The sequence below is a fragment of the Bacillus sp. KH172YL63 genome, assembly GCF_011398925.1.
GTDB lineage: Bacteria > Bacillota > Bacilli > Bacillales > Bacillaceae_B > Rossellomorea.
The window spans coordinates 1,293,615-1,317,140 of sequence record NZ_AP022842.1 but is presented as its reverse complement, the minus strand read 5'-3'; the positions used below and the strand labels follow the sequence as shown (position 1 = coordinate 1,317,140).

At 43.8% G+C, this 23,526-nt stretch carries 20 protein-coding genes and 1 riboswitch; of the genes, 5 read left to right on the top strand and 15 right to left on the bottom strand.

What is annotated here, in order from left to right:
* Positions 1 to 29 precede the first annotated feature (29 nt).
* Positions 30 to 1,760 carry a B12-binding domain-containing radical SAM protein gene (locus tag KH172YL63_RS06555; protein WP_173105350.1) on the top strand — a complete coding sequence of 577 codons (1,731 nt, stop codon included), beginning with the start codon at positions 30 to 32 and terminating at the stop codon, positions 1,758 to 1,760.
* A 93-nt stretch (positions 1,761 to 1,853) separates the two neighbouring features.
* Here KH172YL63_RS06555 and KH172YL63_RS21715 read toward each other — a convergent pair whose 3' ends face one another.
* Both KH172YL63_RS21715 and KH172YL63_RS06550 read right to left on the bottom strand, forming a co-directional pair.
* Positions 1,854 to 1,988: a hypothetical protein gene (locus tag KH172YL63_RS21715; protein WP_269475200.1), complete on the bottom strand. Its 135-nt coding sequence runs from the start codon at positions 1,986 to 1,988 to the stop codon at positions 1,854 to 1,856.
* Entirely contained in the window at positions 1,985 to 2,146 is a 162-nt protein-coding gene (locus tag KH172YL63_RS06550) for a hypothetical protein (RefSeq protein WP_173104247.1), read from the bottom strand. Before KH172YL63_RS06550 ends, KH172YL63_RS21715 begins: the two co-directional genes overlap by 4 nt.
* A 305-nt stretch (positions 2,147 to 2,451) precedes the next feature.
* Here KH172YL63_RS06550 and KH172YL63_RS06545 point away from each other — a divergent pair, with 305 nt between their 5' ends.
* Positions 2,452 to 2,835, top strand: a complete 384-nt coding sequence (locus KH172YL63_RS06545; RefSeq protein ID WP_173105349.1) for a hypothetical protein — start codon at positions 2,452 to 2,454, stop codon at positions 2,833 to 2,835.
* Positions 2,836 to 3,068: 233 nt separating this feature from the next.
* Here the strand turns inward: KH172YL63_RS06545 and KH172YL63_RS06540 are convergent, their stop codons facing one another.
* Complete coding sequence (locus KH172YL63_RS06540; protein WP_173105348.1) at positions 3,069 to 4,421, bottom strand: TrkH family potassium uptake protein; 1,353 nt, start codon at positions 4,419 to 4,421, stop codon at positions 3,069 to 3,071.
* Between the two features lie 267 nt (positions 4,422 to 4,688).
* On the opposite strand from KH172YL63_RS06540, the gene KH172YL63_RS06535 reads away from it, so the two are divergent.
* A complete protein-coding gene (locus KH172YL63_RS06535) occupies positions 4,689 to 4,889 on the top strand; it encodes an alpha/beta-type small acid-soluble spore protein (protein WP_173105347.1) in 201 nt (66 codons plus the stop codon).
* A gap of 81 nt (positions 4,890 to 4,970) precedes the next feature.
* On the opposite strand, the gene KH172YL63_RS06530 is transcribed toward KH172YL63_RS06535, so the two are convergent.
* The 7 genes from KH172YL63_RS06530 to KH172YL63_RS06500 all read right to left on the bottom strand — a co-directional run bounded on the left by KH172YL63_RS06530 (position 4,971) and on the right by KH172YL63_RS06500 (position 14,325).
* Positions 4,971 to 6,047: an anti-sigma factor domain-containing protein gene (locus tag KH172YL63_RS06530; RefSeq protein ID WP_173105346.1), complete on the bottom strand. Its 1,077-nt coding sequence runs from the start codon at positions 6,045 to 6,047 to the stop codon at positions 4,971 to 4,973.
* Positions 6,044 to 6,799, bottom strand: coding sequence for an RNA polymerase sigma factor SigI (gene sigI / locus KH172YL63_RS06525; RefSeq protein ID WP_173105345.1), 756 nt, complete (start codon positions 6,797 to 6,799; stop codon positions 6,044 to 6,046). The genes KH172YL63_RS06530 and sigI overlap by 4 nt, the downstream gene beginning before the upstream one ends.
* Positions 6,800 to 6,928: 129 nt before the next feature.
* Positions 6,929 to 8,119 carry a DUF5667 domain-containing protein gene (locus tag KH172YL63_RS06520; protein ID WP_173105344.1) on the bottom strand — a complete coding sequence of 397 codons (1,191 nt, stop codon included), beginning with the start codon at positions 8,117 to 8,119 and terminating at the stop codon, positions 6,929 to 6,931.
* Between the two features lie 250 nt (positions 8,120 to 8,369).
* Positions 8,370 to 9,128: a TerC family protein gene (locus tag KH172YL63_RS06515; protein ID WP_173105343.1), complete on the bottom strand. Its 759-nt coding sequence runs from the start codon at positions 9,126 to 9,128 to the stop codon at positions 8,370 to 8,372.
* A gap of 101 nt (positions 9,129 to 9,229) precedes the next feature.
* Positions 9,230 to 9,325, bottom strand: a riboswitch (yybP-ykoY riboswitch).
* Between the two features lie 63 nt (positions 9,326 to 9,388).
* The gene (locus KH172YL63_RS06510) at positions 9,389 to 9,847 is read right to left on the bottom strand and encodes a hypothetical protein (RefSeq protein ID WP_173105342.1); all 459 of its coding nucleotides are present in this window, start codon (positions 9,845 to 9,847) and stop codon (positions 9,389 to 9,391) included.
* 196 nt (positions 9,848 to 10,043) lie between these two features.
* A complete protein-coding gene (locus tag KH172YL63_RS06505) occupies positions 10,044 to 11,132 on the bottom strand; it encodes an SDR family oxidoreductase (RefSeq protein WP_173105341.1) in 1,089 nt (362 codons plus the stop codon).
* Positions 11,133 to 11,256: 124 nt separating this feature from the next.
* Complete coding sequence (locus tag KH172YL63_RS06500) at positions 11,257 to 14,325, bottom strand: efflux RND transporter permease subunit (RefSeq protein ID WP_173105340.1); 3,069 nt, start codon at positions 14,323 to 14,325, stop codon at positions 11,257 to 11,259.
* Positions 14,326 to 14,497: 172 nt separating this feature from the next.
* Between KH172YL63_RS06500 and KH172YL63_RS06495 the strand changes: the two genes are divergently transcribed.
* Positions 14,498 to 15,367: a hypothetical protein gene (locus tag KH172YL63_RS06495; RefSeq protein WP_173105339.1), complete on the top strand. Its 870-nt coding sequence runs from the start codon at positions 14,498 to 14,500 to the stop codon at positions 15,365 to 15,367.
* Between the two features lie 55 nt (positions 15,368 to 15,422).
* Here the strand turns inward: KH172YL63_RS06495 and nhaC are convergent, their stop codons facing one another.
* The 4 genes from nhaC to KH172YL63_RS06475 form a co-directional block, all read right to left on the bottom strand.
* Complete coding sequence (gene nhaC, locus KH172YL63_RS06490; RefSeq protein WP_173105338.1) at positions 15,423 to 16,832, bottom strand: Na+/H+ antiporter NhaC; 1,410 nt, start codon at positions 16,830 to 16,832, stop codon at positions 15,423 to 15,425.
* Positions 16,833 to 17,260: 428 nt separating this feature from the next.
* The gene (locus tag KH172YL63_RS06485; protein ID WP_173105337.1) at positions 17,261 to 18,289 is read right to left on the bottom strand and encodes an EAL domain-containing protein; all 1,029 of its coding nucleotides are present in this window, start codon (positions 18,287 to 18,289) and stop codon (positions 17,261 to 17,263) included.
* 172 nt (positions 18,290 to 18,461) lie between these two features.
* Positions 18,462 to 20,033, bottom strand: a complete 1,572-nt coding sequence (locus KH172YL63_RS06480; RefSeq protein WP_173105336.1) for a peptide chain release factor 3 — start codon at positions 20,031 to 20,033, stop codon at positions 18,462 to 18,464.
* A gap of 109 nt (positions 20,034 to 20,142) precedes the next feature.
* Complete coding sequence (locus KH172YL63_RS06475; protein WP_173105335.1) at positions 20,143 to 20,376, bottom strand: YueH family protein; 234 nt, start codon at positions 20,374 to 20,376, stop codon at positions 20,143 to 20,145.
* Between the two features lie 172 nt (positions 20,377 to 20,548).
* Here KH172YL63_RS06475 and KH172YL63_RS06470 point away from each other — a divergent pair, with 172 nt between their 5' ends.
* Positions 20,549 to 21,766 (top strand): NupC/NupG family nucleoside CNT transporter, encoded by a 1,218-nt coding sequence (locus KH172YL63_RS06470; protein ID WP_173105334.1) that lies wholly within the window; start codon positions 20,549 to 20,551, stop codon positions 21,764 to 21,766.
* Between the two features lie 120 nt (positions 21,767 to 21,886).
* Here KH172YL63_RS06470 and KH172YL63_RS06465 read toward each other — a convergent pair whose 3' ends face one another.
* Positions 21,887 to 23,356, bottom strand: a complete 1,470-nt coding sequence (locus tag KH172YL63_RS06465; protein ID WP_173105333.1) for a UDP-N-acetylmuramoyl-L-alanyl-D-glutamate--2,6-diaminopimelate ligase — start codon at positions 23,354 to 23,356, stop codon at positions 21,887 to 21,889.
* Positions 23,357 to 23,526 lie beyond the last annotated feature (170 nt).

The window sequence follows — 23,526 nt, the reverse complement described above, 5'->3', positions numbered from 1 at the left end:
CATCGGATATAGCATAAAGGAGATTATGAATGAAGAAAGTCGTATTAAGTACGTTGAATGCAAAATATATCCATACGAATTTGGCAATTCGTTGCTTAAAGGCCTATGTTGAAGATGAACATCCGATAGAGCTTGCCGAGTATACGATTAAAGATCCGGTGCTGAACATTGCATCTGACCTTTTTTCAAAAAAACCTGATGTGATTGGATTCAGCTGCTACATTTGGAATATTGAAGAAACCATCAAGGTCGTCAAGATTCTCAGAAAGATCCTTCCTGAAGTCACAATCGTCCTCGGTGGTCCGGAAGTCACCTATGATATCCCCTACTGGCTCGACCGTCTTGAAGACGTGAACTTCATTGTGATCGGAGAAGGGGAGGAATCTTTCAAGCAGTTATTGGATGAACTGAACGGTGACAGTGATTGGTCGAAGGTGTCTGGCGTAGCTTATGTAGAAGACGGAAAGCATGTCATCAAGCCTCAACAAAATAAGATCGATTTACGGGAGGTCCCATCCCCGTTCCGATTCGAAGAAGATCTGTCCGAACTTGGAAAACGGGTGACCTATATCGAAACGAGCAGGGGATGCCCTTTCAGATGTCAGTTCTGCCTTTCTTCCATCGAAGTAGGCGTACGTTACTTTGATAGAGAAAAGGTGAAAGAAGATATCCGCTTCCTGATGAACAATGGTGCAAAAACCATTAAATTCGTGGACCGGACGTTCAATATCAGCAGAAGCTATGCGATGGAGATGTTCCAATTCCTCATCGATGAGCATTTACCTGGAACGGTCTTTCAATTTGAAATCACTGCAGATATCATGAGACCTGAAGTGATCGAGTTCCTGAATGAACATGCCCCTGCGGGATTATTCCGTTTCGAAATCGGCATTCAGTCCACCAATGACGAAACCAATGACCTTGTCATGAGGAAACAAAATTACAGCAAACTCACACGGACAGTCACAATGGTCAAAGAAGGAGGCAAAATCGATCAGCATCTTGACCTGATCGCAGGCCTCCCGGAAGAAGATTACCAATCTTTCCGGAAGACGTTCAATGATGTATTCGAAATGCGTCCGGAAGAATTGCAATTAGGATTCCTTAAAATGCTTCGAGGTACAGGCTTGAGAATCCGTGCCAATGATCACCAATATACGTACATGGACCATTCACCGTATGAAATACTTGGCAATAACGTCTTATCATTCGACGATATCGTCCGAATCAAACAGGTGGAGGACGTCCTGGAGAAGTATTGGAACGACCATCGCATGGACCGGACGATTGAATATCTTGTCACCAACTGCTTCGAAACACCATTTGATTTCTTCCAGCTTTTCGGTTCTTATTGGGAAAATCGCGGGTGGTCAAGAATCGGCCATCAATTAGAAGATTTATTCAGAAGGCTTCATGAGTTCCTGTCCACAGAGACCAGCTATCCGATCTCTGTCATTGAAGGACTGATGAAGCTTGACTACCTGGAAAATCAAAAGTATAAGCCAAGAAAACCTTGGTGGAGCCACGAAATGACGAAGGAAGATCGTTCTGCCATCTATCAAAGCCTGCTTCAGCAACCCGCAATAGCAGGTGATGCGTTTGCAGGTTTAAACCTGAACGAAAAAGAATTGTATAAGCACACCCTCCTTGAAAGTATTCAATCGACTGACGGGCGGGACGTATACGTGCTTGCATACTTTGAACCGGCCACAGGTCAATCGACCGTTTTCGAATTTGATCGGGAACTTGTTCAACAGTAAAATTGCAGACAGGGATGAGCAGCTTTGCTGCCAAAATAAAAAAATCCGAACACGTTCGCATTTTAAAAATGCGAATGTCGTTCGGATTTTTTTTTATCTTGAAGGCTTTTGCTCTATCTTCTTTTTATCCTTCGGCTGCTTTTGTGTCACTTCCATGATTTTGGCTGCATTTACATCTCCGAATTCTTGACCGAACTCTTCACGAAAGGACTGTTTCTTATCCGTCATTTCCCCCTACCTTGCTTTCCTTTTGAAGAATTGCGATTTTTTCCTTTTGCCGGATCCTCTCCCTGGGTGAATTCAGCTGAGAATTCTGTTTCCTGTTTGTTTTTCAACGGTGTTTTATTGTTTTTCTCTGCAGCATCATACTGAGCTTTTCTTTTCATGATCACTCATCTCCTTTTCTTCCCCTATTTTTCCCGGGAAGGTGCCTTTCCATTCTTACAAACTTAGGAGGAAAAGCCTCCCTATACAGGCCCCTGCTTGAAAAATATTGAATAATTCAGGCGTTTAGCCGAAAACTAAGTTAAAACGTTGAATGGGGAAAAGAGATGATTTTACTTTTTTTACTTTTTTACGCAGTAATTGGTTGGAAATTCGGTAACTGGAAGGATTTTACAGCTATTATCCCACTTTATTGTTTTTTATCATCGGGGATTTACTTTCCCAATTTTTACTGTTTGATTACTCTATGTGGGAGTTCAGGACGATCACTCCCTTTGAAGATCACGTTTACCTCAATCACACCATCATTTCGATCAGCAAGATGGTTGTTCAGTATACTGCGACCATTGCCATCTTTATCGGCAGGCTTCCCCATACAACCAAAGGAATGATAGGGTGGATTTGGCTGTGGACAGCCGTTTACGGGCTTACAGAAGGCCTTGCACATGTGCTCGGGATGATGACTTATCATCATGGGTGGCATTTCGGGTGGGACCTGCTTTTTAATGTCATGATGTTCACCGTCCTTCTCATTCATCATAAAAACCCCCTCATTGCCTGGATCGTATCATGTCCGATCATCATCTTTCTTCTAATGCATTTTGACGTACCGTATGCGGTGTTGAAATGAAAAAATCATACATATCGAAGGACTCAGTTTAAAATATGTACCCGCTCTTTTATTTGGATTTGACGGAAATGATTAATGGTCTACGAAATGGGACTGGTAATCAGATACATCCAGAGAAGGGAATTCGTGAATTCTATCATGATGGATCGTTTGGCCGTATGATCGGAACTACCTTATTTGTGATAACAGCCCATAGAAAAAACGATGCCCACAAGCATCGCTTTTTTCGTTCACTATCCGATGATGACACGCTCTTTCGGATAATGATATTTGTCTTTCTTTTCTTTTCCTCCAATCATGAACAAGAAGGATAGAATTCCTACACGCCCGATGAACATCAATCCAATGATGACGCATTTCCCGATGGATGAAAGTTCAGAAGTGATTCCCATAGATAATCCAGTCGTCCCGAAGGCTGAAGCAACCTCAAATACGATTTCCATCAACGAATGATCTTCTGTGAAAGTCAGGATGATGACGGAGAAGAAGCAAAGGAAGATGGCCATCATCGTCACGACTAATGACTTAATGATATCCTGCTGGTGAATTTCCCTTTTAAAAATTTTGATTGTTTGATTTCCTTTTGCAAAGTGGAACAGGAACAATATATTCAGTGCAAACGTAGTCGTCCTGATCCCGCCGCCGACCGAGCTTGGGGAGGCTCCGATGAACATGAGTGCACTCATCACCAAAAGTGTCGGTGAGGAAAACTCAGCCACATTCATGGTAGCCAACCCTCCATTCCTCGTTGTGGCCGATTGGAAGAAGGAATAAAAGAAGGATTCATGCCACTGCATTCCGTTAAAGTACCGGTTATATTCAAACAAGAAGATGATCAACGTCCCAATCACAAGCAGGCTGAAAAAAGTGACGGTTGTGATCTTTGAATACAACGAGAAATGATGCCTGTTCCTATGACTGCTCATGAGATAATCCTTCGTCTCGATGAGGACAGGAAAGCCGATCGCCCCCAATGTCAACAATACGATGGTGATGAATTGTACAAAGTAATCATTCGCATATGGAATGAGGGATTGCCCGGTAATGTCGAACCCTGCATTTGTCGTCGCACTGACAGAAGCGAAGAGCCCTTGAAGGAACGCCTCTTGCCATGTCGGGAAGTATCCGATGAAATACACACCCAATATGAATGCACCTACGATTTCAATCAGGATGATCAACAGCAGTATTTGCTTTAATAAGCTGACGAGACCGGCAAGGCTTGTCTGATTTTGGTCTGTCATGATCAAGCGCCGTTCCTTTAGACCGATCTTCTTTCCGACAATCAGCCAAAAGAAAGTCCCGAGTGTCATGATCCCGATTCCACCGAACTGAAGGACGAACATCAGGATGAAAATCCCCGTCGTACTGAAGGTGTCCACTGTACTGACAACCGTCAAACCGGTGACACTCACAGCACTTACAGCGGTGAAGATCGCATCTAAAAAGCTCCATTCTGCACCCGGTTTATGTGCGATCGGGAGACTGAGCAAAATGGTCGCAATCGTCACTGCAAGCAGGTAATACGTTACGATGACCTGAGCGGGCGTTAATTTATTTAAATTTAATCTAAGCTTATACCACATATGTCTGTAATTCCCTTTCAACGTTATTTCCTTATCTATCTTAATGAATCTGGATCAAGATTGAAAGGAAAAACCGATAATTTCTTATATGTTTATTCTTCCTTTAACCTGAGACCCTTAAACCACCTGGGTAGATTGGACTTGGTGATCGATGTAAACTATTCAAATTCGGCGAAATATTACCAAACATGTTCTCTCACTTTATACAAATAATATAGGTACTGAAGCATCTGATGTTTCTAGTATTGCTGTAAGGAGGTTAATACGATGGCAAAGAGCACAAATAAATTACTTGTTCCTGGAGTAGAACAATACCTGGATCAAGTGAAGTATGAAATTGCCCAAGAATTCGGTGTGACGCTTGGATCCGATACAGTTGCCCGTTCAAACGGTTCTGTCGGAGGAGAAATTACGAAACGCCTCGTCAAACAGGCTCAGTCCCAACTTTCAGGACAACAAACTAAATAATGATGGCATAGGGCAGCTGGCATTGATCCAGCTGCTTCTTTTCATGCAAATGGACTCATCCGAGGATGAGTCCATTTTGTTTTACTCTCTTTTTTGATCTTTTCGATCATGACGATTTTTTTCTCTTTGTTCACCGTGATTTACCCGGTCATGGAGTTTTGAATCATGTCTGCCGCTCCGGAAATCCTCTCTCTCAGAACGGGGGGATTTATGATCATTGTTCCTTTTATACTCCTGCTTGCCGTGATGTGTGGATCCCTTCTTCTCTGCCGGAGCTTTAGGTTGAGGGACAGCGGCAGGCGGTTGGGACTTCTGAGAATGTTGTTCAGTTTTTTCTTTCTGCTGTGGCTTTTCTGTTTTAACCGGGTGATCGGGTTTTTTCTCCTGTTGTTCAGGCTCGTTTTTTTGGATAGAAGGAGCGGGTTTCTTCTCATTTATTTCTTTTATATCCGGCTTTTTATGATCCTCTACACTCGCTTTGTCTTTTTTCTCCTCGGTTTGCTGGATGAATGAACCCGCCGTCATCCCTTTCTCTGATGCTTCTTCCCTGACTTTCTCCGAGGTTTCTTTCATGATGATGTTCGCATTATGCCCAGTGCTGAAGCCTTCGGCAAATTTGTTCAATTCAGCTTTAAGTTCACTTTCCTTTTGACGGTCCGATCCTTTGATGAAGGAAGAGGTGATCAGGACATGTTGGTTTTCTTTCAAGTATCCCATCTTCTCACTTAACAAGAAGATTTTTTCAGTCACAGCGCTCACTTCTTCATGGTCCCAGCCGTAGAGCTTCTTTAAGAGCTTTTCGGCATCTTCATTATAAGGTGTGATGCTGATCACCTGTTGATCCTTATTCAGAGCCAATTCCATACTCGGGTTGATATCGACTGAAACATACGCATACGCCGTATCCTGCCCTACCATAGAGCCTGACAATAAGGTAACAATGATGATGATGGCTGTCATGATGGATGCCGGCACTTTCCATTTCCATCTGCCGATTGATTTTGCGCTGCGTTGCCCCCCTGCGACTGGGAAGAAAGGAATCTCTTCACCGACTGCATACTGCATACCAGGCTGCTTTCTGCTCGTCAGGAATTCCCCATCCGGTGTCATCATCACAAGGTTGTGATCCTTGATTTCCATAATGATCCCTTTTTTCATATCTCTAACCGTCCTTTTAAGTAATCCCGTAAATACACATAATCCCCTACAAGAATAAGCGCAATCGCTATGATATATTTCCTGTTTCTTTCGATTGTCTTTCTGCTGACGTTTACCTGCTTTTCTAATTTTTTGATAGGTAAACGTTTCTTTTCTAATAAATAATCCATCAGTTCTACTGAAGCCACAACCTTTTTGGCGATGAGGATGGCATTGACCCTTGCATCATCATGCTTCGGTGACTGTTCGATCAGATCATTGAAGGTCAATTTATATTGTGTCAGCTGTTCTTTGAAAGAAGAGATTTCTTCACGGCGTAGCTGTGCTTCCTTCTGCTTGCGGTATTCTTCAACAGATACCAGCTGATCGAGTGTCAGGTTTGTCTCTTCATCACCATCTCCAGCCAGTGCGAAATCAATGCTGATATCCTGCACTTTTCCGTTTTTCCTGATATAGTCTATGACTTTCCGCTTGATGATCACTTCAGAAAAGCTGATGACAGAAGATCCCCGCTCGTGATTATACTTTAGGATCGCATCATGGAAAGCGATCAGGCCGATGCTAAATTCATCATCGCTTTCATAAATATATCTTTTACAGACGGAAGAAACCGTCTTTTTGATAAACGGCTTATAGTCTTCCAGTACTGTATTCAACAAAGATTCATCACCATTTTGGATTCTGACTGCCATCTCTTCTAGTGATTGTTTCTTTTTTTGTTTTGTTAATAGAAATAATAATAAATTTAGCATCAGCCTCACCCCGTCCTGCACACTATTATACTCATCTGATGTTGAATGTAAAAGGTTAAGGGGAAGGAAGGGGAACAAACTCCCCCTTCCTGACTGATTCACAATGATGGATCAGACTCTGTCACTGACTTATTCTTTATGTTTTCCCTTACCGCCTTCGTCCCTTTTTTCATTGTGGCGCTGACCCTCCTGATGATCCTTTCCACCATGATGTTTCTTTTCTTCTTTCAACTCATGACGTTTTTGCTTCGATTCTTGTTTCCATTCATGACGGTGTTCCTTCTCTTCTTTCTTCACGTTCCTGTGTACTTTTTTCATTTCTTGTTTCATTTCTTCATGTGAAGCTTTCCATTCCTTTTTCGCTTCTTTTTTCTCATGGTGTGCTTCTTTTGCCGGAGCAGGTGCATGATCCTCTTTCACTTCTTCAGCCTTTACTTCTTCCGGCTGCGCTGGTGTTGAAGGTTGAGATTCATCTGACTTTTCTGTGCTTTCTTCTTTTTCAGCATCTTCCTGCGTTTGTGGTTCAGACTTCTCCACGTCTTCAGTTTCAGCTTCCTTTTTTGATGCTTTAGCTTCAAGCTTTGCAAGCTTTTCAGCTAATTTCACATAGCTTTTCTCAATATTTTTCACCAGGGCAGCTTTTGCTTTGGGGTTCTTCACTTTTTCTACATTAGCTTTGAGAGACGAGATGTTTTGAGCCATAAGCTCGTCCACTTTATCTCCTTCATGAGATGCATCTGTTTCATCTGCATCAGAAGGCGTCCCACCTTCGTTTGCTTCATCTTCTTTTGATGAGTCGTCTTCTTGGTCCGCTTCTGAGGATGCTTCTTCATCCCCCGGTTCAGCATCCTTTTCTTTGTCGTCAGATTCTGACCATTGATCTTCAGATTCATCCATCATATCAACGGCCTTATTCAGCGCTTCAAGGGCTTCTTCCTGCTTTCCGTCTGCAAATAATGCTCCTGCCTCAGCCAATCTCTCAGAGGCATACTCAGCCAATAATTTCGCTTCTTTTCTATCGTCCATAGTAAAGGCCAGCTGGATCTTTTCAATCGCAAGCTTGGCAAAATAGAAGAAGTCCCCCGGTAATAAGGAAGGTGCTTCTGCAGAATCCTTCAGGTTTTCAAGTTCTTCCTTGGCTGAATCCATGACTGCTTCATCGTTTACGGATACTTCCTGGTTCGCTTGCTGCTCCAATTTTACCGTATCGATGTTGTCATCATTGGAATTTGCAAATGCGGCCGTTCCGGAAAGGGTAATGGAACCGGCTACCAGTACGGCAAAGGATGATTTCATGATGTTGAATGGTTGTTTTTTCATATGTACACTCCTGTTAATCGTTAATTTGGTCGATCGATCGCCTTACTAAAGGAGTTACGTTACAGAATCTTTTTTTGAGGGGGTTTCTTTTAATAAAAATTTTCAGATTGACCAACACAATGATGATGAACCGATGTGACATATTGGAAGACACCGCTTGCAGCAACAGCTGAAACAGCTTCTTCACTGAGGTCCGGGAAACAAATAAAAAGCTGATGCAAGGTTCACATCAGCTTTTAATAATATTCAATTAAGATTCTGCTTGCTTCGCTCTTCTTCTTGAAAGCAAGTATCCGCCGACTGATAACAAAATCAAAACACTCCAGAATATAAGCTTCCATCCTTTTGATTCAGGGAAGTGATGATCAAGGATTGCCACATCGGGATGAGCAAGGGTGAATACAGCCAGTTTCACACCGACCCAGCCGACAATCAAGAACGCAGCGGATTCTAAAGTAGGATACCTTTCGAGCAGTTTCACAAACCAGGTAGCGGCAAATCTCATAATCACCAGCCCAATGACTCCTCCGAGGAACATAACGATAAACTGACCACCGTCAATCCCCCCAACCTCAAACCATCCAGTTGGCTGAAGAGTTACGGCCAGTGCAACTGCTGCCAACATAGAATCAACCGCAAATGCAATATCAGCGAGCTCAACTTTGAGGACAGTCGTCCAGAACCCGGATCCTTTCGCCGCATCTGATTCCATTGTGTCTGTGCCTTTTCTTTTCTTTACGAAATGATGTATTGCTACATAGAATAAATATAACGCTCCCACAGCTTGGACCTGCCATACATTGACGAGGAATGAAATGAGAAAGAGAGCAGCGAATCTAAACACAAATGCCCCTAATAGGCCATAAAATAATGCTTTCTTCCTTTGTTCCACAGGCAAATGTTTTACCATGACAGCCATGACAACAGCATTGTCTGCAGCTAATATTCCTTCAAGGCCCACCAATATAAGAAGCACCCATCCATATTCCAATAACATTGAAGCATCCATATCTTTTTAGTCCCTCCCAATTTACATCATTAGTTTTCCATTAGGCAAGGATTTTTATAAAATAAAAAGACCCTTGCCTAAATAAGGCAAAGGTCTTGCTTAGCATAGTGATATGCCAACAAAGCCGATGGCATAGACCATGAATTGACGACTTTGTTTAGGTAATGAACCTATAGCTACTCCCCTTTGACAGGTAGAAAACGTTCAATTGTATAGATTCATTCTATCTTATAATTGTTTCTTCGTAAAGAAATAAGTTCTCATTTCAGACGGATGAGGAGCGAGCGGATCAAAAGACCGGCCGCCACACCTGGAATGACGAATAAGATGGGCAGGAAAATAGGTCCAATGAACTTCCCAAAGATATACACTTTAGGGGAATACATCAATCCAACCGTCACTGTGTAAGCGGACAGCACAAAAGGCAAATAACTGTACCTTTCATTTGTTCCGGCAATTTTATATGCATCCCACATGGCAAACATATATAAACACGGATAGAACATCAGCCATTGATAATCGATCACCGATGCCGCTTTGTGTGTTTCACCCAAGAAACTGTACATGATGCCAAGATTGAAGTTGCTTTGAACGTTAATGATGACCTCAAGAAGGACAAATAATGTTCCCTTGAACCACAAACCAACCAATAACTGAGGAAAACCTGGGAGGGCGATACTCCATAGTATTCCTTCTAACTTTGATATCGACGATTTCATGTGCCCCCCGTGAACTGATCTCGATAAAAATGGGCTAGGATCCGAAAAGGATGAACATGGTTATTGAAGTGATTCTGTTGGTAAGGATAAAGGGAAAATGACATCTTGAGATTCCTCCTATTGATGCTTCTCACTTTATTTTTACCATATCTCTCCCAAATATTACGAAGTTTGTATATTGCCTTCCTTCTAAGGTTTAATCGATCTTCACATGTAATTCTTCATTTGAGGAATGCTCAAGATAGAAGGCCACCATTTTTTCAACCTGACTTGACAGGGATGGACAGCGGATATCTGTCCCTTGAAGATCCCGCTGGGCTTGACTGCAATCAAATGAGCTTTTCATCGAGAAATAATCCAGCGCTTCTTTTTCCACTCTCAGATAACGGCGCACCGGCCTGAAGCCCAATGCCCAATGAGAAAGGGGGAGGGGGATGTTTCCTTTCGGTTTCTTTTTCAACATATGCCATAATATCTGTTCATACACTTCCTTCACTGTGATAGGTTCAGGGTCGGTAAGATGATAGGTCTTTCCTTCACCGCCCTCTCTGTGGCCCAAATAGACGGACGCCCTCACGACATATTCCACAGGCACAATATTGATCACTGATTCCCCTCCGCCAAGGAACGGGATCCATGGAAGGAAGGACAATCTCATGAACATATTCATGATGAAATATGGACCGTCAAATTTCACCGTTTCACCGGTCGCTGAATTACCTTTGACAATGCCGGGACGTATGATGGTGACAGGTAATGTATCTTTCATATTTTCAACAAGTACTTCCGCTTCATACTTTGTCTGTTCATAGAAATTATGAAATCTATTTGGCTTCAGGAGCTCTCCCTCCCTCAACACGCCTTTCCTCTCCCCAGCTATAAAAGCAGTGGAAAAGTAGACGTACCGCTTCAACCCACGGAGCGAGGCACAGAAATCATTTACATGACGGGTCCCTTCTACATTCACTTTATATGCTTTCTTCTCAGGGACCGCTAAATCATAAATGGCCGCCAGATGCCACACATAATCCACAGAATTCCGAATGTCGCGGAGAACTTCTTCAGACAGTCCCAGATGCTGTTCTGTAATGTCCCCTTCCACAAGGGCGATGTCGGTTTCTGATCTTCCCATAAGCCTCCCGACCGCCTCTTTTGCTTTGGCTGCCATGGCCGGAACATGGAGCAGATAAATTTTTGAAGCTCTTTCCTGCTTCAATAGTTCTTCAATGACATTAAAACTTAAAAATCCCGGGAACCCGGTAATGAAATAGATCCCTTTACCCATACTTCATACTCCCCCTGCCTTACGGAATTGGATTCGGTCAAAAAAAGAGTCAACCTTCTTCCCGTACAGTTCCATAAAGGACTGCCGGGCTTGTCGGTTGACTCGTGATGGATGAAATTTCTTTTTATACTTTTCTTTTCATTCTTCTCGTTTCTCGATCAAAGAAGCTGTATACAACAGGAATGACGTAAAGGGTCAGCAGCGTGCTGCTCACCAACCCGCCGATGACGGCAATGCCCATCGGCTGATTGATTTCCGTCCCTTCTCCAAGACCAAGGGCGAGGGGCAACAGACCGAGAATCGTCGTCAATGCCGTCATGAATATCGGCCTCGCCCTGTCTTGAACTGCTTCTACAATACTGTCAAAAGAGCTGATGCCTGTCTGCTTGCGCTGATTGATATAATCGACGATGACGATGGCATTATTGACAACAATCCCCGCCAGTACAATGACACCAATGACCGCCGAAATACTGATAGGCGTCCCAGTGACAGCAAGGGCAATCGCGACACCAATCACCATGAGTGGAACGGTGAACATGATAACGAACGGATATTTAAACGACTCGAACTGTGCGGCCATGACCATGTAGACAAGGACGATGGCAAGACCAAGGGCAAGTGCCATATCATCGATGGAATCTTCAAGCAGTTCTCTGTCCCCGCTGAATGAAATGAGCGTTTCATCCGGAAGGTCCAATGATTCGATTTCTTCATCAACCGCTTTTGATATGGCACCAAGGTTGGTTGAAGCAGCATACTGTAGCGTAAACTGAACTGCATGCTGCTGATCGATTCTCTGGATCCTCACGGGGCCATCCTCAATCGCAAAATCCACAACTGAATTTAACTTGATGTACTTTCCCTGACCATTCTGGATGAGTAGATTCTTCAATGAATCAAGGTTTTCTGTGATATTCCGGTCATACTGTACAAGAACATTCATCACATCGGAGGATTCGGTCACCATCTGTGTCGTCAGCACCCCCCGTGTTACATCCTGTATGAGTGTGCCGATTTCAGCGGGAGCAAGCCCCTGTTCCATTGCTTTCTCCCGGTTCACCGTCATCTGGACTTCTTTCACAGTCTCCATTTGGTCGGTGGTCACCTCTGAAACATTTTCCATTGTTTTCAGAGAAGAAAGCAAACGATCCACTGATCCCTCCAACCGATTTGAATCGGTATCCCTTAAATTAAACGTCAATGTCTGAGGGCTCGATCCTGACGTAGATTGGAGGTTGAAGGAAATCTCCGCTGACTTGTTCACATTTCTGGCCGCTTTTTCGATTTCAGGCTTCACATCATCGGCAAAAGCGAAGATAGACCGGTCTCTATCCTTTATCGGTTTCATCTTTACATAGACTTCAGCAATATTCGCTTTTGATCCTCCCCGGAACGATTCTTCCTGGGTGGATCCGATCAAGCTGACGAATATATCGACTTCACTTTCCTTGTCTAACCTTTCTTCGATGGCTTCGACCACCTTATTGGTTTCGTCGACAGAGGCTCCGTTTTCTAATTCGACCCTCATATTGAAAAATCCTTCATCGGTAGGAGGTAAAAATTGAGTCCCTACCGTTGTGAGACCTAATCCCCCTGCAACTAAAGCAAGAGCGGTGATACCGAGAACGATGAATCTGTGACGAAGGGCCCATTTGACCGAACGGGAAAAGGTATTCCGGGTCTTGGACCGTCTTTTCTTCGCTTCCAGATTTCCTTTCGGCTTCTTTAGTAATCTGCTCGCAAGCATCGGGATGACTGTCAGCGCCACCACCAGGGAGGCCAATAAGCTGAATGAAATCGTCAAAGCGAATTCTGTGAAGATTTCCCCCAAGAGACCTGTGATAAAGACAATCGGAAGAAATACTGCTACGGTCGTCAACGTCGAGGCAGTAATCGCTCCGCCGACTTCACGGGCACCGATGCTTGCCGCTTCCCTTGGATTTTTCCCAAGTGAGAGATGACGGTAAATATTTTCGATAACCACAATCGCATTATCCACAAGCATCCCGATCCCAAGTGCAAGGGCCCCCAGGGTCATGATGTTTAGGGCAAAATCTGCAAAGAACATCAGTACGAATGTGACGATCACAGAGTATGGAATTGCTACGCCGATAATCAGCGGACTCTTGACATTCTTTAAGAATAAGAAAAGAACGAGCATGGCAAAAGCCCCGCCAATCAATAATGAATTGGCAATGTTTCCAATCGCCTGGGTGATGTAATCACCCTGATCAAAAAGAATATCCGCTTGAACTGATTGATATTGATCCTGTTCAAGAAGGCGTGTCAGCTCTTTTTGAAATGCTTTTGATACAGATGCAGTGTTGGCATCGGATTGCTGCAGTACGCTGAAGAGGATGGCAGGTTCTTGGTTTGCCCGGGTGATGGTATTTGTATCCTGCAGCCTTTTCTCCACTGTAGCCACTTCTGAAAGAGTGATTTTCTTGCCGGTTTTCGGATTGACCCGGAGGACCAATGCCTTCATTTCATCCACCGATTGAAGTTCACTGAGCACACGGGTCGTAAGGGTTTGTCCATCAGTATTGATTGTATCTCCTGGCGCCGTGATATTATTGGCCCGGATCATTTGAACTACTTGCTTTTGGCTTAAGCCATGTTCCTTCAGCTTTTGCTGATTTAATTCAATGACCACTTCATCTTTCAACGAACCTGACACATTCACGTTCGCTACACCTTCTACTCTTGTAAGCTCCAGCTTCAAGCTCTCGGACAAGGTTTTCAGGTTAGACTCTTCCCCATTTTCCCTCAGTGAAAATTGAATGATCGGAAACTGGGCAGGGTCAAATTTCAGGAACCTCGGATTGTCTGCCCCATCAGGGATTGGGGTTTGATCGATCCTTTGCAGCACGTCATTTTCGATATCATCAATGGAAGTTGTCCATGAAAATTCGAGGAGGATAAAGTTTGAGCCCTCCCGTGAGGTCGATTGGATGTTTTTCATACCAGGAAGCGTAGATAAACTTTCTTCCAGCGGTTTGGTTACTTTTTCAACCACTTCCTGCGGACCGGCCCCCGGGTAATTCGTCACGACGACCCCGACAGGCGGGTTCAGATCCGGGATGAGCTTTAACGGAATCCGGAGAAGGGACACTCCTCCAAGAATAAGGATGAGAAGCATGGTTACAATGGTGAACACAGGTCTCCTTATGGAAAAATCACTGATCTTCAATGAGGTGTTACCCCTTTCTTTTTTTATTCGGACAATCACTTATTGTTAACTATAGTCTCTTCAGGAAGATCCTTCAATATTAAAGCGTTTTGGGTGGGTAGTTTCTTATAAATAAATAATTCCATTCATTCTGTACACACTATTTATATAACGGAATGTAAGGAGCATCATAATGGCGAACTGGGTCCCATTTGTTTCCCTCAGTCTTATCAGCATATGTTTACTCGTTTTCATCGTCATGAAAAACCGGCATATCGCCGCTCATATCATCCTGTTTTGGCTGTTCATTTCAGGTCTTGCCTATGTATTCGAATATGTCATTTTTGTTCTATACAATAGTTATTCATATCACCCCCATATTTTATCCGACAAATATAATGACAGCGTACTGGGGTCGATCAGTTCTCAAGCTTTCTCCGTCCCGATCGCCATTACGTATATTGTGGTGTATCGATTGAAAACCACCAAAATCCTGCTCATTATCGCCGGATTCTTTTTGATTGAAACATGGTTCCTTCATACGGACTTGTATGAACACCATTGGTGGCAATCATATTATACAGGCTTTTTCCTTGTCGTTGCGGTCATAATGGCCAAAAGCTGGTGGACACAATTACACGAACAGAAAAATCATTATATTCAATTCATCACGCTCTTCTTTGCCCTTTCCACCGTTTCCCTTTCCTTTGCATGGATCCTGTCGTCGATACTGGAACTGTACATCATTCCACTGAACTATTTTTCCAACCCTACAAGGGATCTGGTGGCAGGGAATGCCCTGTATATCTGGCTTACGACCTATATTTATACACTGGTGATTTTTTTCCGGAACAAGGATTGGTCCTGCACAGTATTCACCATCCTCATTCTCCTCGCCATCGAGACGCTGATGGTACAGCATGGTGCAATGATATTAAGCCGGCCCATGATGCTGGTTGTACTGCCGCTGTTTCATCTGTCCATGATCGTGCTTGGGACTTTCACGTTCGGAAAGAACTTTCACACTTACAGTGAGATACACCAAAAAAGGACTGTCCTTTAATAGCATCACTTCCATGATGGAAGCTGATGATCAAAAAGGACAGTCCTTTCCATATTCATGAATGGCTCGGAGCCGTATCTGTCTTGTTATGCTCCGATTCGATCGTCCAGCCTGTGAATCCGTACAGAATGGTGATCAGGGGAGAGATGAGACAGAAAACGGCAAATGGTAAATACTCCAGTGTCGCAACCCCCAGCACATCTGTGAGGAAGATCCCGCATACACTCCATGGAACCAGTGGATTGACTACCGTCCCTGCGTCTTCAAGCGTACGGGACAGCGTCTTCGGATGAAGACCCAATTTTTTGTATTGATTTTGAAACGCTTCTCCGGTCAATAAGATGGATAAATATTGTTCACCCACCACCAGGTTGATGCCAATTGCCGTCAGGGCTGTTGACAGGATTGTCCTCCTGCCCGACTGAATGACGGCCGCCACTTTCGAAAGCAGTGCAGGGATGATGCCGAGTTTAAACAGTAATCCTCCAAGACTGAGAGAAAGAATGACGAGGGAAACAGTAAACATCATACTATTCACCCCGCCCCTGGATAACAGGGAATCAATCGACTCTACCCCTGTTTCAGAAGTATACCCACCAAACAACACCCCAAAGAGTTCGTTCGCCTGCAGGGAGCCATGAAGGAATGAAGTCAATACAGACACAGCGATCGTAATCGACAGGGTTAAAAGTGCAGGTGTTTTGAATACAACCAATCCTACAAGCAATAAAACTGGAATCAGACTATACCAGTGAATAAGGCCGGTCTTGGTTAAGCCTTCCTGTAAATCTTTCAGCTGGACCAGATCCGCCCCGCCTGTTCCCGGCGACAAGATGCCGAAAACGATCAAAGTAATGAAAAACGCCGGAACCGTTGTCCATGCCATATTGCGGATATGAGTAAATAAATCTACCTTCACAATCGATGAAGCAAGGTTCGTTGTATCCGATAATGGAGACATCTTATCTCCAAAGAATGCTCCAGACACGATTGCCCCTGCTGTGATGCTCATGGACAACCCCATCGCTTCACCGATACCGATCAATGCCACACCGATCGTTGCTGCCGTTGTCAGTGAGCTGCCGATTGCCACACCGCTCAAAGCGGTAAGAAGGAAAGCAATGGCATAAAAGTAATGAGGCGTCACAAATTCAAAACCATAGTACATCAAAGTGGGAATGGTTCCACTGATTAACCAGCTGCTGACAAGCATACCGATGAAGAAAAAAAGCAGAACTGCGCCGAGTCCCCCTTGTGCCCCTTCAATCATTCCTTGTTCAATGTCCTTGAATCTGGCTTTTCGGATCAACCCGTAGACCATCAAGAAAAACAGGGAAAGAATGATTGGTATATGGGGAACCGCCCCGACTGAAATGATGGTGAAACTGATGATTCCAAGGACTGCGAGCAGTACGGCTGCCGCTTCTGCCGTGGCAGGTTGATGGACACTTTTGATATTTAACATGATGACACTTCCTTTTCTTGATTGACTTGTATGTGTGGAGGAATGACAAAAAGAACCCATCATCCCCGATAGGGACGAAGAGCTCTCCGCGGTACCACCCTAATTGAGATAAACGGCCATTGTCTAATAGACGGCGGAAGGTTCATCCCCACTTCATAAATGAGTCCCTTTATCATGAGCACAGCTTATGATGATCAATGTAATTCGGAAATAAATGGACCTAGACTTTCAGCTTACGTCTAGTCTCTGGGTGCTGTCACATTTTCCCCTACTGCGTTGAACAGGACATTCAGTATTTGATTGATGAATAATCACGACTTTCTCTCTTAAACGCTTTTAAGCTTTTATGCACTAAAGTATTTGTTACTAGTATCTTATCATCATCGGAAGAAATGTCAACAAGTTTTTCATCAGGCATGGGTCTATCCTCACACGAGCTGAGGACTTTCAAAGGGCATGGTAGCCGTACCGGCAGGTTTACCGATGTAATATCCTTGGGCGTAATGCACGCCGATTTCTTTACAAAAAGAGAGTTCCTCCTTCCGCTCGATTCCTTCTGCAAGCACCTGGATGTCTAACTCACCTGCAATCTCCATAACCTGCCTGAGAAATTCCTGGTTCTTTTCATCGGTATCACAGTGGGAAACGAAAGCTCGGTCAATCTTCACATAATCAGGTTTCAGGAGGGTGAGCATTTCAATCGTGGCAAACCCCGAGCCAACATCATCCAAGGCAACTTTCATCCCTTCCCTCTTGTACACTTCAAGGACTGACTTGAGATGGTCGACATCCTCTATCTTTTCCGTTTCTACCACCTCAAATACAAGATCTTCAGGAGCGACACCGAGTTCATTCACAATCTTAAACGTATGGCGCAGACAAAATTCAGGGTTATATATGGTCGATGGCAGGAAGTTGATGAAGCTTTTGATACCGGGCTTGACCTGGCCCTGCCTGGACTCGATTGCCGATTTCCTCGCCTTTTGATCCAGCATGGAATGAAAGCCGGTAAGGGCAGCTGCCTGAAATAATTCTCCAGGATTGATTCTCTGTGTCCCATTGCCCGCCCTCAATAATGATTCATATCCAAAGAGACTGGAATCTTTCAAATCGATGATGGGCTGGAGGTGACTTGTAAATTCACCTGTCTGAATCGTTTCTACCATCTGTCTGTATCTCATGAGATTCAGGAACTTTCCTGCAGGCATGAGGGGAGCAGGTTCTGCCTCTGCACTGATGTTGCACGCCCAGCCCTCTTCTATCAGTCTGTCTTCCATGACCATTAACTCATCTATCAATTCCTCAAGTTTCTCATATGTAAAGTAGTAGATCCCATCACCGGTCTCTTCACAACTCCTATTTAATGGAAAATCCTTCAGATCTTGACTGTATAAATAAAAATACCCTCGCTCTATATATTCCGCGGATATTCCACAATGGATGCATCCTCCACTCATTCAAAACGCCCCCTTCTTAACTGGTATGATATACCTATACCACCATACTAACCCATTTAACCTCAAAGATGATCATCATTCACAATATATTTCATCTCTCTGGCTATATCTTTTCATTCAGGACAAACAAAAAACACCCCTGCGGATAATAAGAGGGGTGTTTTTGAAGCAACTACATTAAGCTGTATAACTTAATATCTGGATTTTTATCATTGAACCATCTCATGGCAAAATCATTTTCAAACAGGAAGACGAGGTTGTCATGACGGTCTTTCACGAGCATGCTTCTGGAGCTTGACATAGAGTCCTTCACATCTTCTTCGTTTTCAATCCAACGTGCAATTTTGGATCCGATCGGTTCCATTTTCACATCAACATTGTATTCATTCTTCATTCTGTGTTCAAACACCTCGAACTGAAGCTGTCCGACTGCCCCCAAAATAATATCTTCTGTTCGGAGCGTTTTGTAGTATTGGATAGCTCCTTCCTGAACGAGTTGAAGGATACCTTTTTGGAAATGCTTCTGCTTCATCACGTTCTTGGCAGTAACGCGGACAAATAACTCAGGGGTGAACTGAGGGAGTTTCTCGTATTGGAAGCTGTTCTTCCCTTGAACGAGCGTATCGCCGATTTGATACGTACCTGTATCATACACACCGATAATATCTCCGCTGACAGCTTCATTCACCGTGCTTCGGTCATCTGCAAGGAATTGAGTGGACTGGGCAAGTTTAATGGACTTACCTGTACGTGACAGATTGACTGTCATCCCTCTTTCGAATTGACCGGAGCAAATCCGTACGAATGCAATCCGGTCACGGTGGGCCGGGTTCATATTGGCCTGTATCTTAAACACGAATCCGGAGAATTCCTCTGCCGTCGGTTCGATCTCACCTGCATCTGAATTTCTCGGTTGAGGTGATGGTGCAAACTGCAGGTAGGTTTCAAGGAACGTCTGTACGCCAAAGTTCGTCAACGCACTTCCGAAGAATACTGGTGAAAGTTCTCCGTTTGCAATCCGTTCACGGGAAAACGGATTTCCGGCTTCATTCAGCAGCTGTACATCTTCCAACGCCTGGTGATAAAGGCCGCTGTCTGTCAGTGGATGTTCCCCTTTAATCTCACCTTCATCATTCAAGTTAATGAAACGTTCATCATCTTCTACCCTGAACTGTTCAATACGCTTATGGAATCGGTCATAAATTCCGAGGAATTCTTTCCCCATCCCGATCGGCCAGTTCATCGGATAAGACTGGATCCCCAATACTTCTTCAAGCTCTTCTAATAATTCAAGCGGCTCACGGCCCTGTCGATCAAGCTTATTGATGAAGGTGAAGATCGGAATCCCTCTCATGCGGCATACTTTGAATAGTTTCAACGTCTGGGCTTCGATCCCCTTGGCTGAGTCGATGATCATGACCGCACTGTCAACTGCCATCAACGTTCTGTATGTGTCTTCAGAGAAATCCTGGTGCCCTGGGGTATCCAGAATATTCACCCTGAAATCATTATAATCAAAAGCCATGACGGAAGATGTGACTGAGATTCCTCTTTGTTTCTCAATTTCCATCCAGTCTGATGTAGCAAACTTCCCTGTTTTCTTACCTTTTACTGTGCCCGCTGCTCGAATCGCCCCGCCAAACAGGAGCAATTGCTCAGTAAGTGTTGTTTTCCCGGCATCTGGATGGGAAATGATGGCGAAAGTCCGTCTCGATTTAACTTCCTGTATAAAGTCTATTTTCATTCATAAAAATCCTTTCTCGTCATTCTCACTTTCTCATCATATTCGTTCTAAAGTTACAATGCAACAAAGAATCCATCTCCCCTAAGGCGCCCGGTCCTTTCACACAATGTTACATTTCCCTTGTCCACTGGATGATTCTTGCACTTATTGTACTTGCCTCTTCTTCTGACAGCTTTCCGTTTAATGAATGACATAATTTCTTCTCGATTTCTTCTTCTTCATATGTGAATGAATATGACCATTCAATCGACGGTATTGAGATTAATATGAAGGCTTCTTTCTTGTTTTCATGGATATATACTTTTTGTTCCATGCCTTCCAAAAAATTTTTTCTGATCTTCATTTTTGTATCCCCTTTCATGAAAACGCTGTATTTGCGCATACTATTGACGAAGGCTTCCGTACAAATTTCGACAAAATCCTTAATTGTAGGTTGTCAGACGTCTGAAAGCATTGTAAAATAAATTCACGTAAGCAACAAGTTTTCAAACATACTTATCGAAGAGGTGAAAGAAGTGCAATATTTATGGGGTATTATTGGTATCATTGTCGTTATGGGAATTGCGTTTGCATTTTCCAAGAACAAGAAGCGAGTTAATTTCAGAACAGTCCTAGGTGGACTTGCCATACAGATCTTTTTCGCTTTCCTAGTATTAAAAACATCTTGGGGACAAAGCGCACTTAAAGGATTGACCGAAGTCATCAATGCAGTCATTAACTACTCAAATGAAGGGATTTCCTTCCTATTTGGCGGACTTTACACTGCTGAGTCCAACATCGCATTCATTTTTGCTTTCAATGTTCTTCCTGTTGTCATTTTCTTCTCCGCGTTGATTTCTGTTCTTTACTATCTGAAGATCATGCAATTCTTCATCAAAATCCTGGGCGGTGGATTATCTAAACTCCTTGGAACAAGAAAAGCAGAATCAATGTCAGCTGCCGCAAATATCTTTGTTGGTCAGACAGAAGCTCCATTAGTTGTACGTCCATACCTATCCAAGATGACTGAGTCGGAATTATTCGCAGTCATGACAGGTGGATTGGCATCAGTTGCCGGATCTGTCCTTGTTGGATATTCACTTTTAGGTGTTCCACTGGAATACTTATTGGCAGCAAGTTTCATGGCTGCTCCTGCCGGTCTTGTCATGGCAAAGTTATTCGTACCTGAAACAGATGATTCTCCAGAACCAGAAGCGTTTGAAATGGAAGCGGATTCGGAATCTGCAAACGTGATTGACGCAGCTGCCAACGGTGCCAGCGTCGGTTTACAATTGGCATTGAACATCGGTGCCATGCTACTTGCCTTCATCGCCCTTGTTGCGATGATCAATGGACTGCTTGGTCTTGTCGGCGGAGTATTCGGATTCGACGGACTGTCTCTTGAACTTCTGCTTGGCTATGCATTTGCACCACTTGCTTTCGCCATCGGTGTTCCTTGGAGCGAAGCCATCACAGCTGGTAACTTCATCGGACAAAAGCTTGTTATCAATGAATTCGTTGCATATTCTGCATTTGCCCCTGAGATCGGCAACATGTCTGAAAAAGCAACAGCGATCATTTCATTTGCACTATGTGGGTTTGCGAACCTTTCTTCTTTAGGTATTTTACTTGGAGGACTGGGTAATCTTGCTCCAGACCGCAGAAGTGATATCGCACGCCTGGGCTTGAGAGCAGTAATTGCGGGAGCGCTTGCATCTTTACTGAGTGCCGCTATTGCAGGTATGTTCATCTAAGCTCGATCAAAAAAGAGGAGGTTTAATCCTTCTCTTTTTTTTATCCAAATCTAATAGTAAAAAAGCCATCACCTTTTCAAATGGTTCAGGGTGATGGCTTTTTTACTTATATGGTACCAATCATTTTCGGTACTTTAACTTACTTTCTTCAATACAGATTTCTTTATCGCTGTGAGGGTATTTTGTGTTTTCGATGATTTGATAATCTTCATGTCCTTTTCCTGCAAAGATAATGATATCCCCCGGTTCACTTACCTCGACAGCGTGCTTGACCGCTTCCTCACGGTCACCGATCAACGCATATTGATCATGCTGCATCCCTTTTTCAAGGTCTTTCAGGATGCTGTCATATTCTTCATATCTCGGATCGTCGGTCGTGAGGATGACATAATCTGCAAGAGACGCTTTTTCAGCCATCGTCGGGCGTTTTGTTTTGTCCCGGTTTCCGCCTGTACCGACCAGGAAGATGATTTTATTCTCTTTGAACGGAAGGACGGATTGGATCGCATTTTCGATTGCATCAGGTGTATGTGCATAATCGATATAAACCGAAAGGGGCGCGTCCAGATCAACCTTTTCCATACGTCCGTTTACAGGAGGCAGTTCCTTCACAATCTCCACGAGGCGGGACACCTTCATTCCTTTCGCATACAAGCAGGCCATCGCTGTCAGGACATTGTATACGTTGAATTTTCCAAGCAGCTTCATTTCAACGGGATAGCTTCCTTCAGGTGAAAGCAAGGTGAACGATGTTGAATCATTGAAGTATTGGATATTTTCCGCTTTGAAATCTGCATGCGCGTCCAGGCCATAGCTGATCACTTCGTGGGCTGTCATACTGCTGTACCGATCATACCATTCATCATCCGCGTTCAACACCGCGAATTTTGGGTTTTGAAGATCCTGCCCGAGCTGGGAGAAGAGCAATCCTTTGGCATAGCCGTAATGTTCCATCGTACCGTGATAGTCCAGATGATCGTGACTAAGGTTGGTGAACGCCACTACATCAAAGTCAATCCCCCACAATCTTCCAAGTGCAAGCCCGTGGGAGGATACTTCGAGGGTAAAATGATCGATTCCCCGGTCCAACGCACTTTGAAGCATCTGTTGATTGGTCAGGTTATCACAAGTTGTGTTTTCACTTGGCAAAAGCTCCCCGTCCAAATTAAAGCCGATCGTTCCTGACAGGGCTGAACGCTGATTGTCGCTTTTAAGGATGGCATGGATGAGGTTGCTTACCGTTGTCTTCCCATTTGTACCGGTCACGCCGAAAACGGTCAACTTTTGGGAAGGATATTGATAGAATTTATTGGATAACTGGGCCAGCGCCTTGAATGAATCCTTCACTACGACCAAAGCCGCTTTGCTTAAATCGATGTCCAGCTGCTTTTCCGCTACAATTAACCTGGCTCCTTTTTCAACAGCCGCTGCAGCAAAATCATGACCGTCCACGGTATATCCCTTCGTGCATACAAACATATGTCCATTCTCCACTTTTCTTGAGTCCACATGGATGCCTGTTATTTCTGAAGGCAGATCACCGTAGATGGTTTTTAACTTTAAGCTCTCTAACAGATTGTATGTATTCATTCTCTTACCTCATTTAACTTTTTAGTGTCTTTATTTTATCTTATCATCATCACTTTGATAAGAGAAATACCTCCTAAAATCAAAACAAACTTTTCTCACCCACGTGTAGCATTACCCTGCATCTCTTTTCTCTAAACGTCCCCGGCTCTGAGGGGGTGCCTCTACCCCGA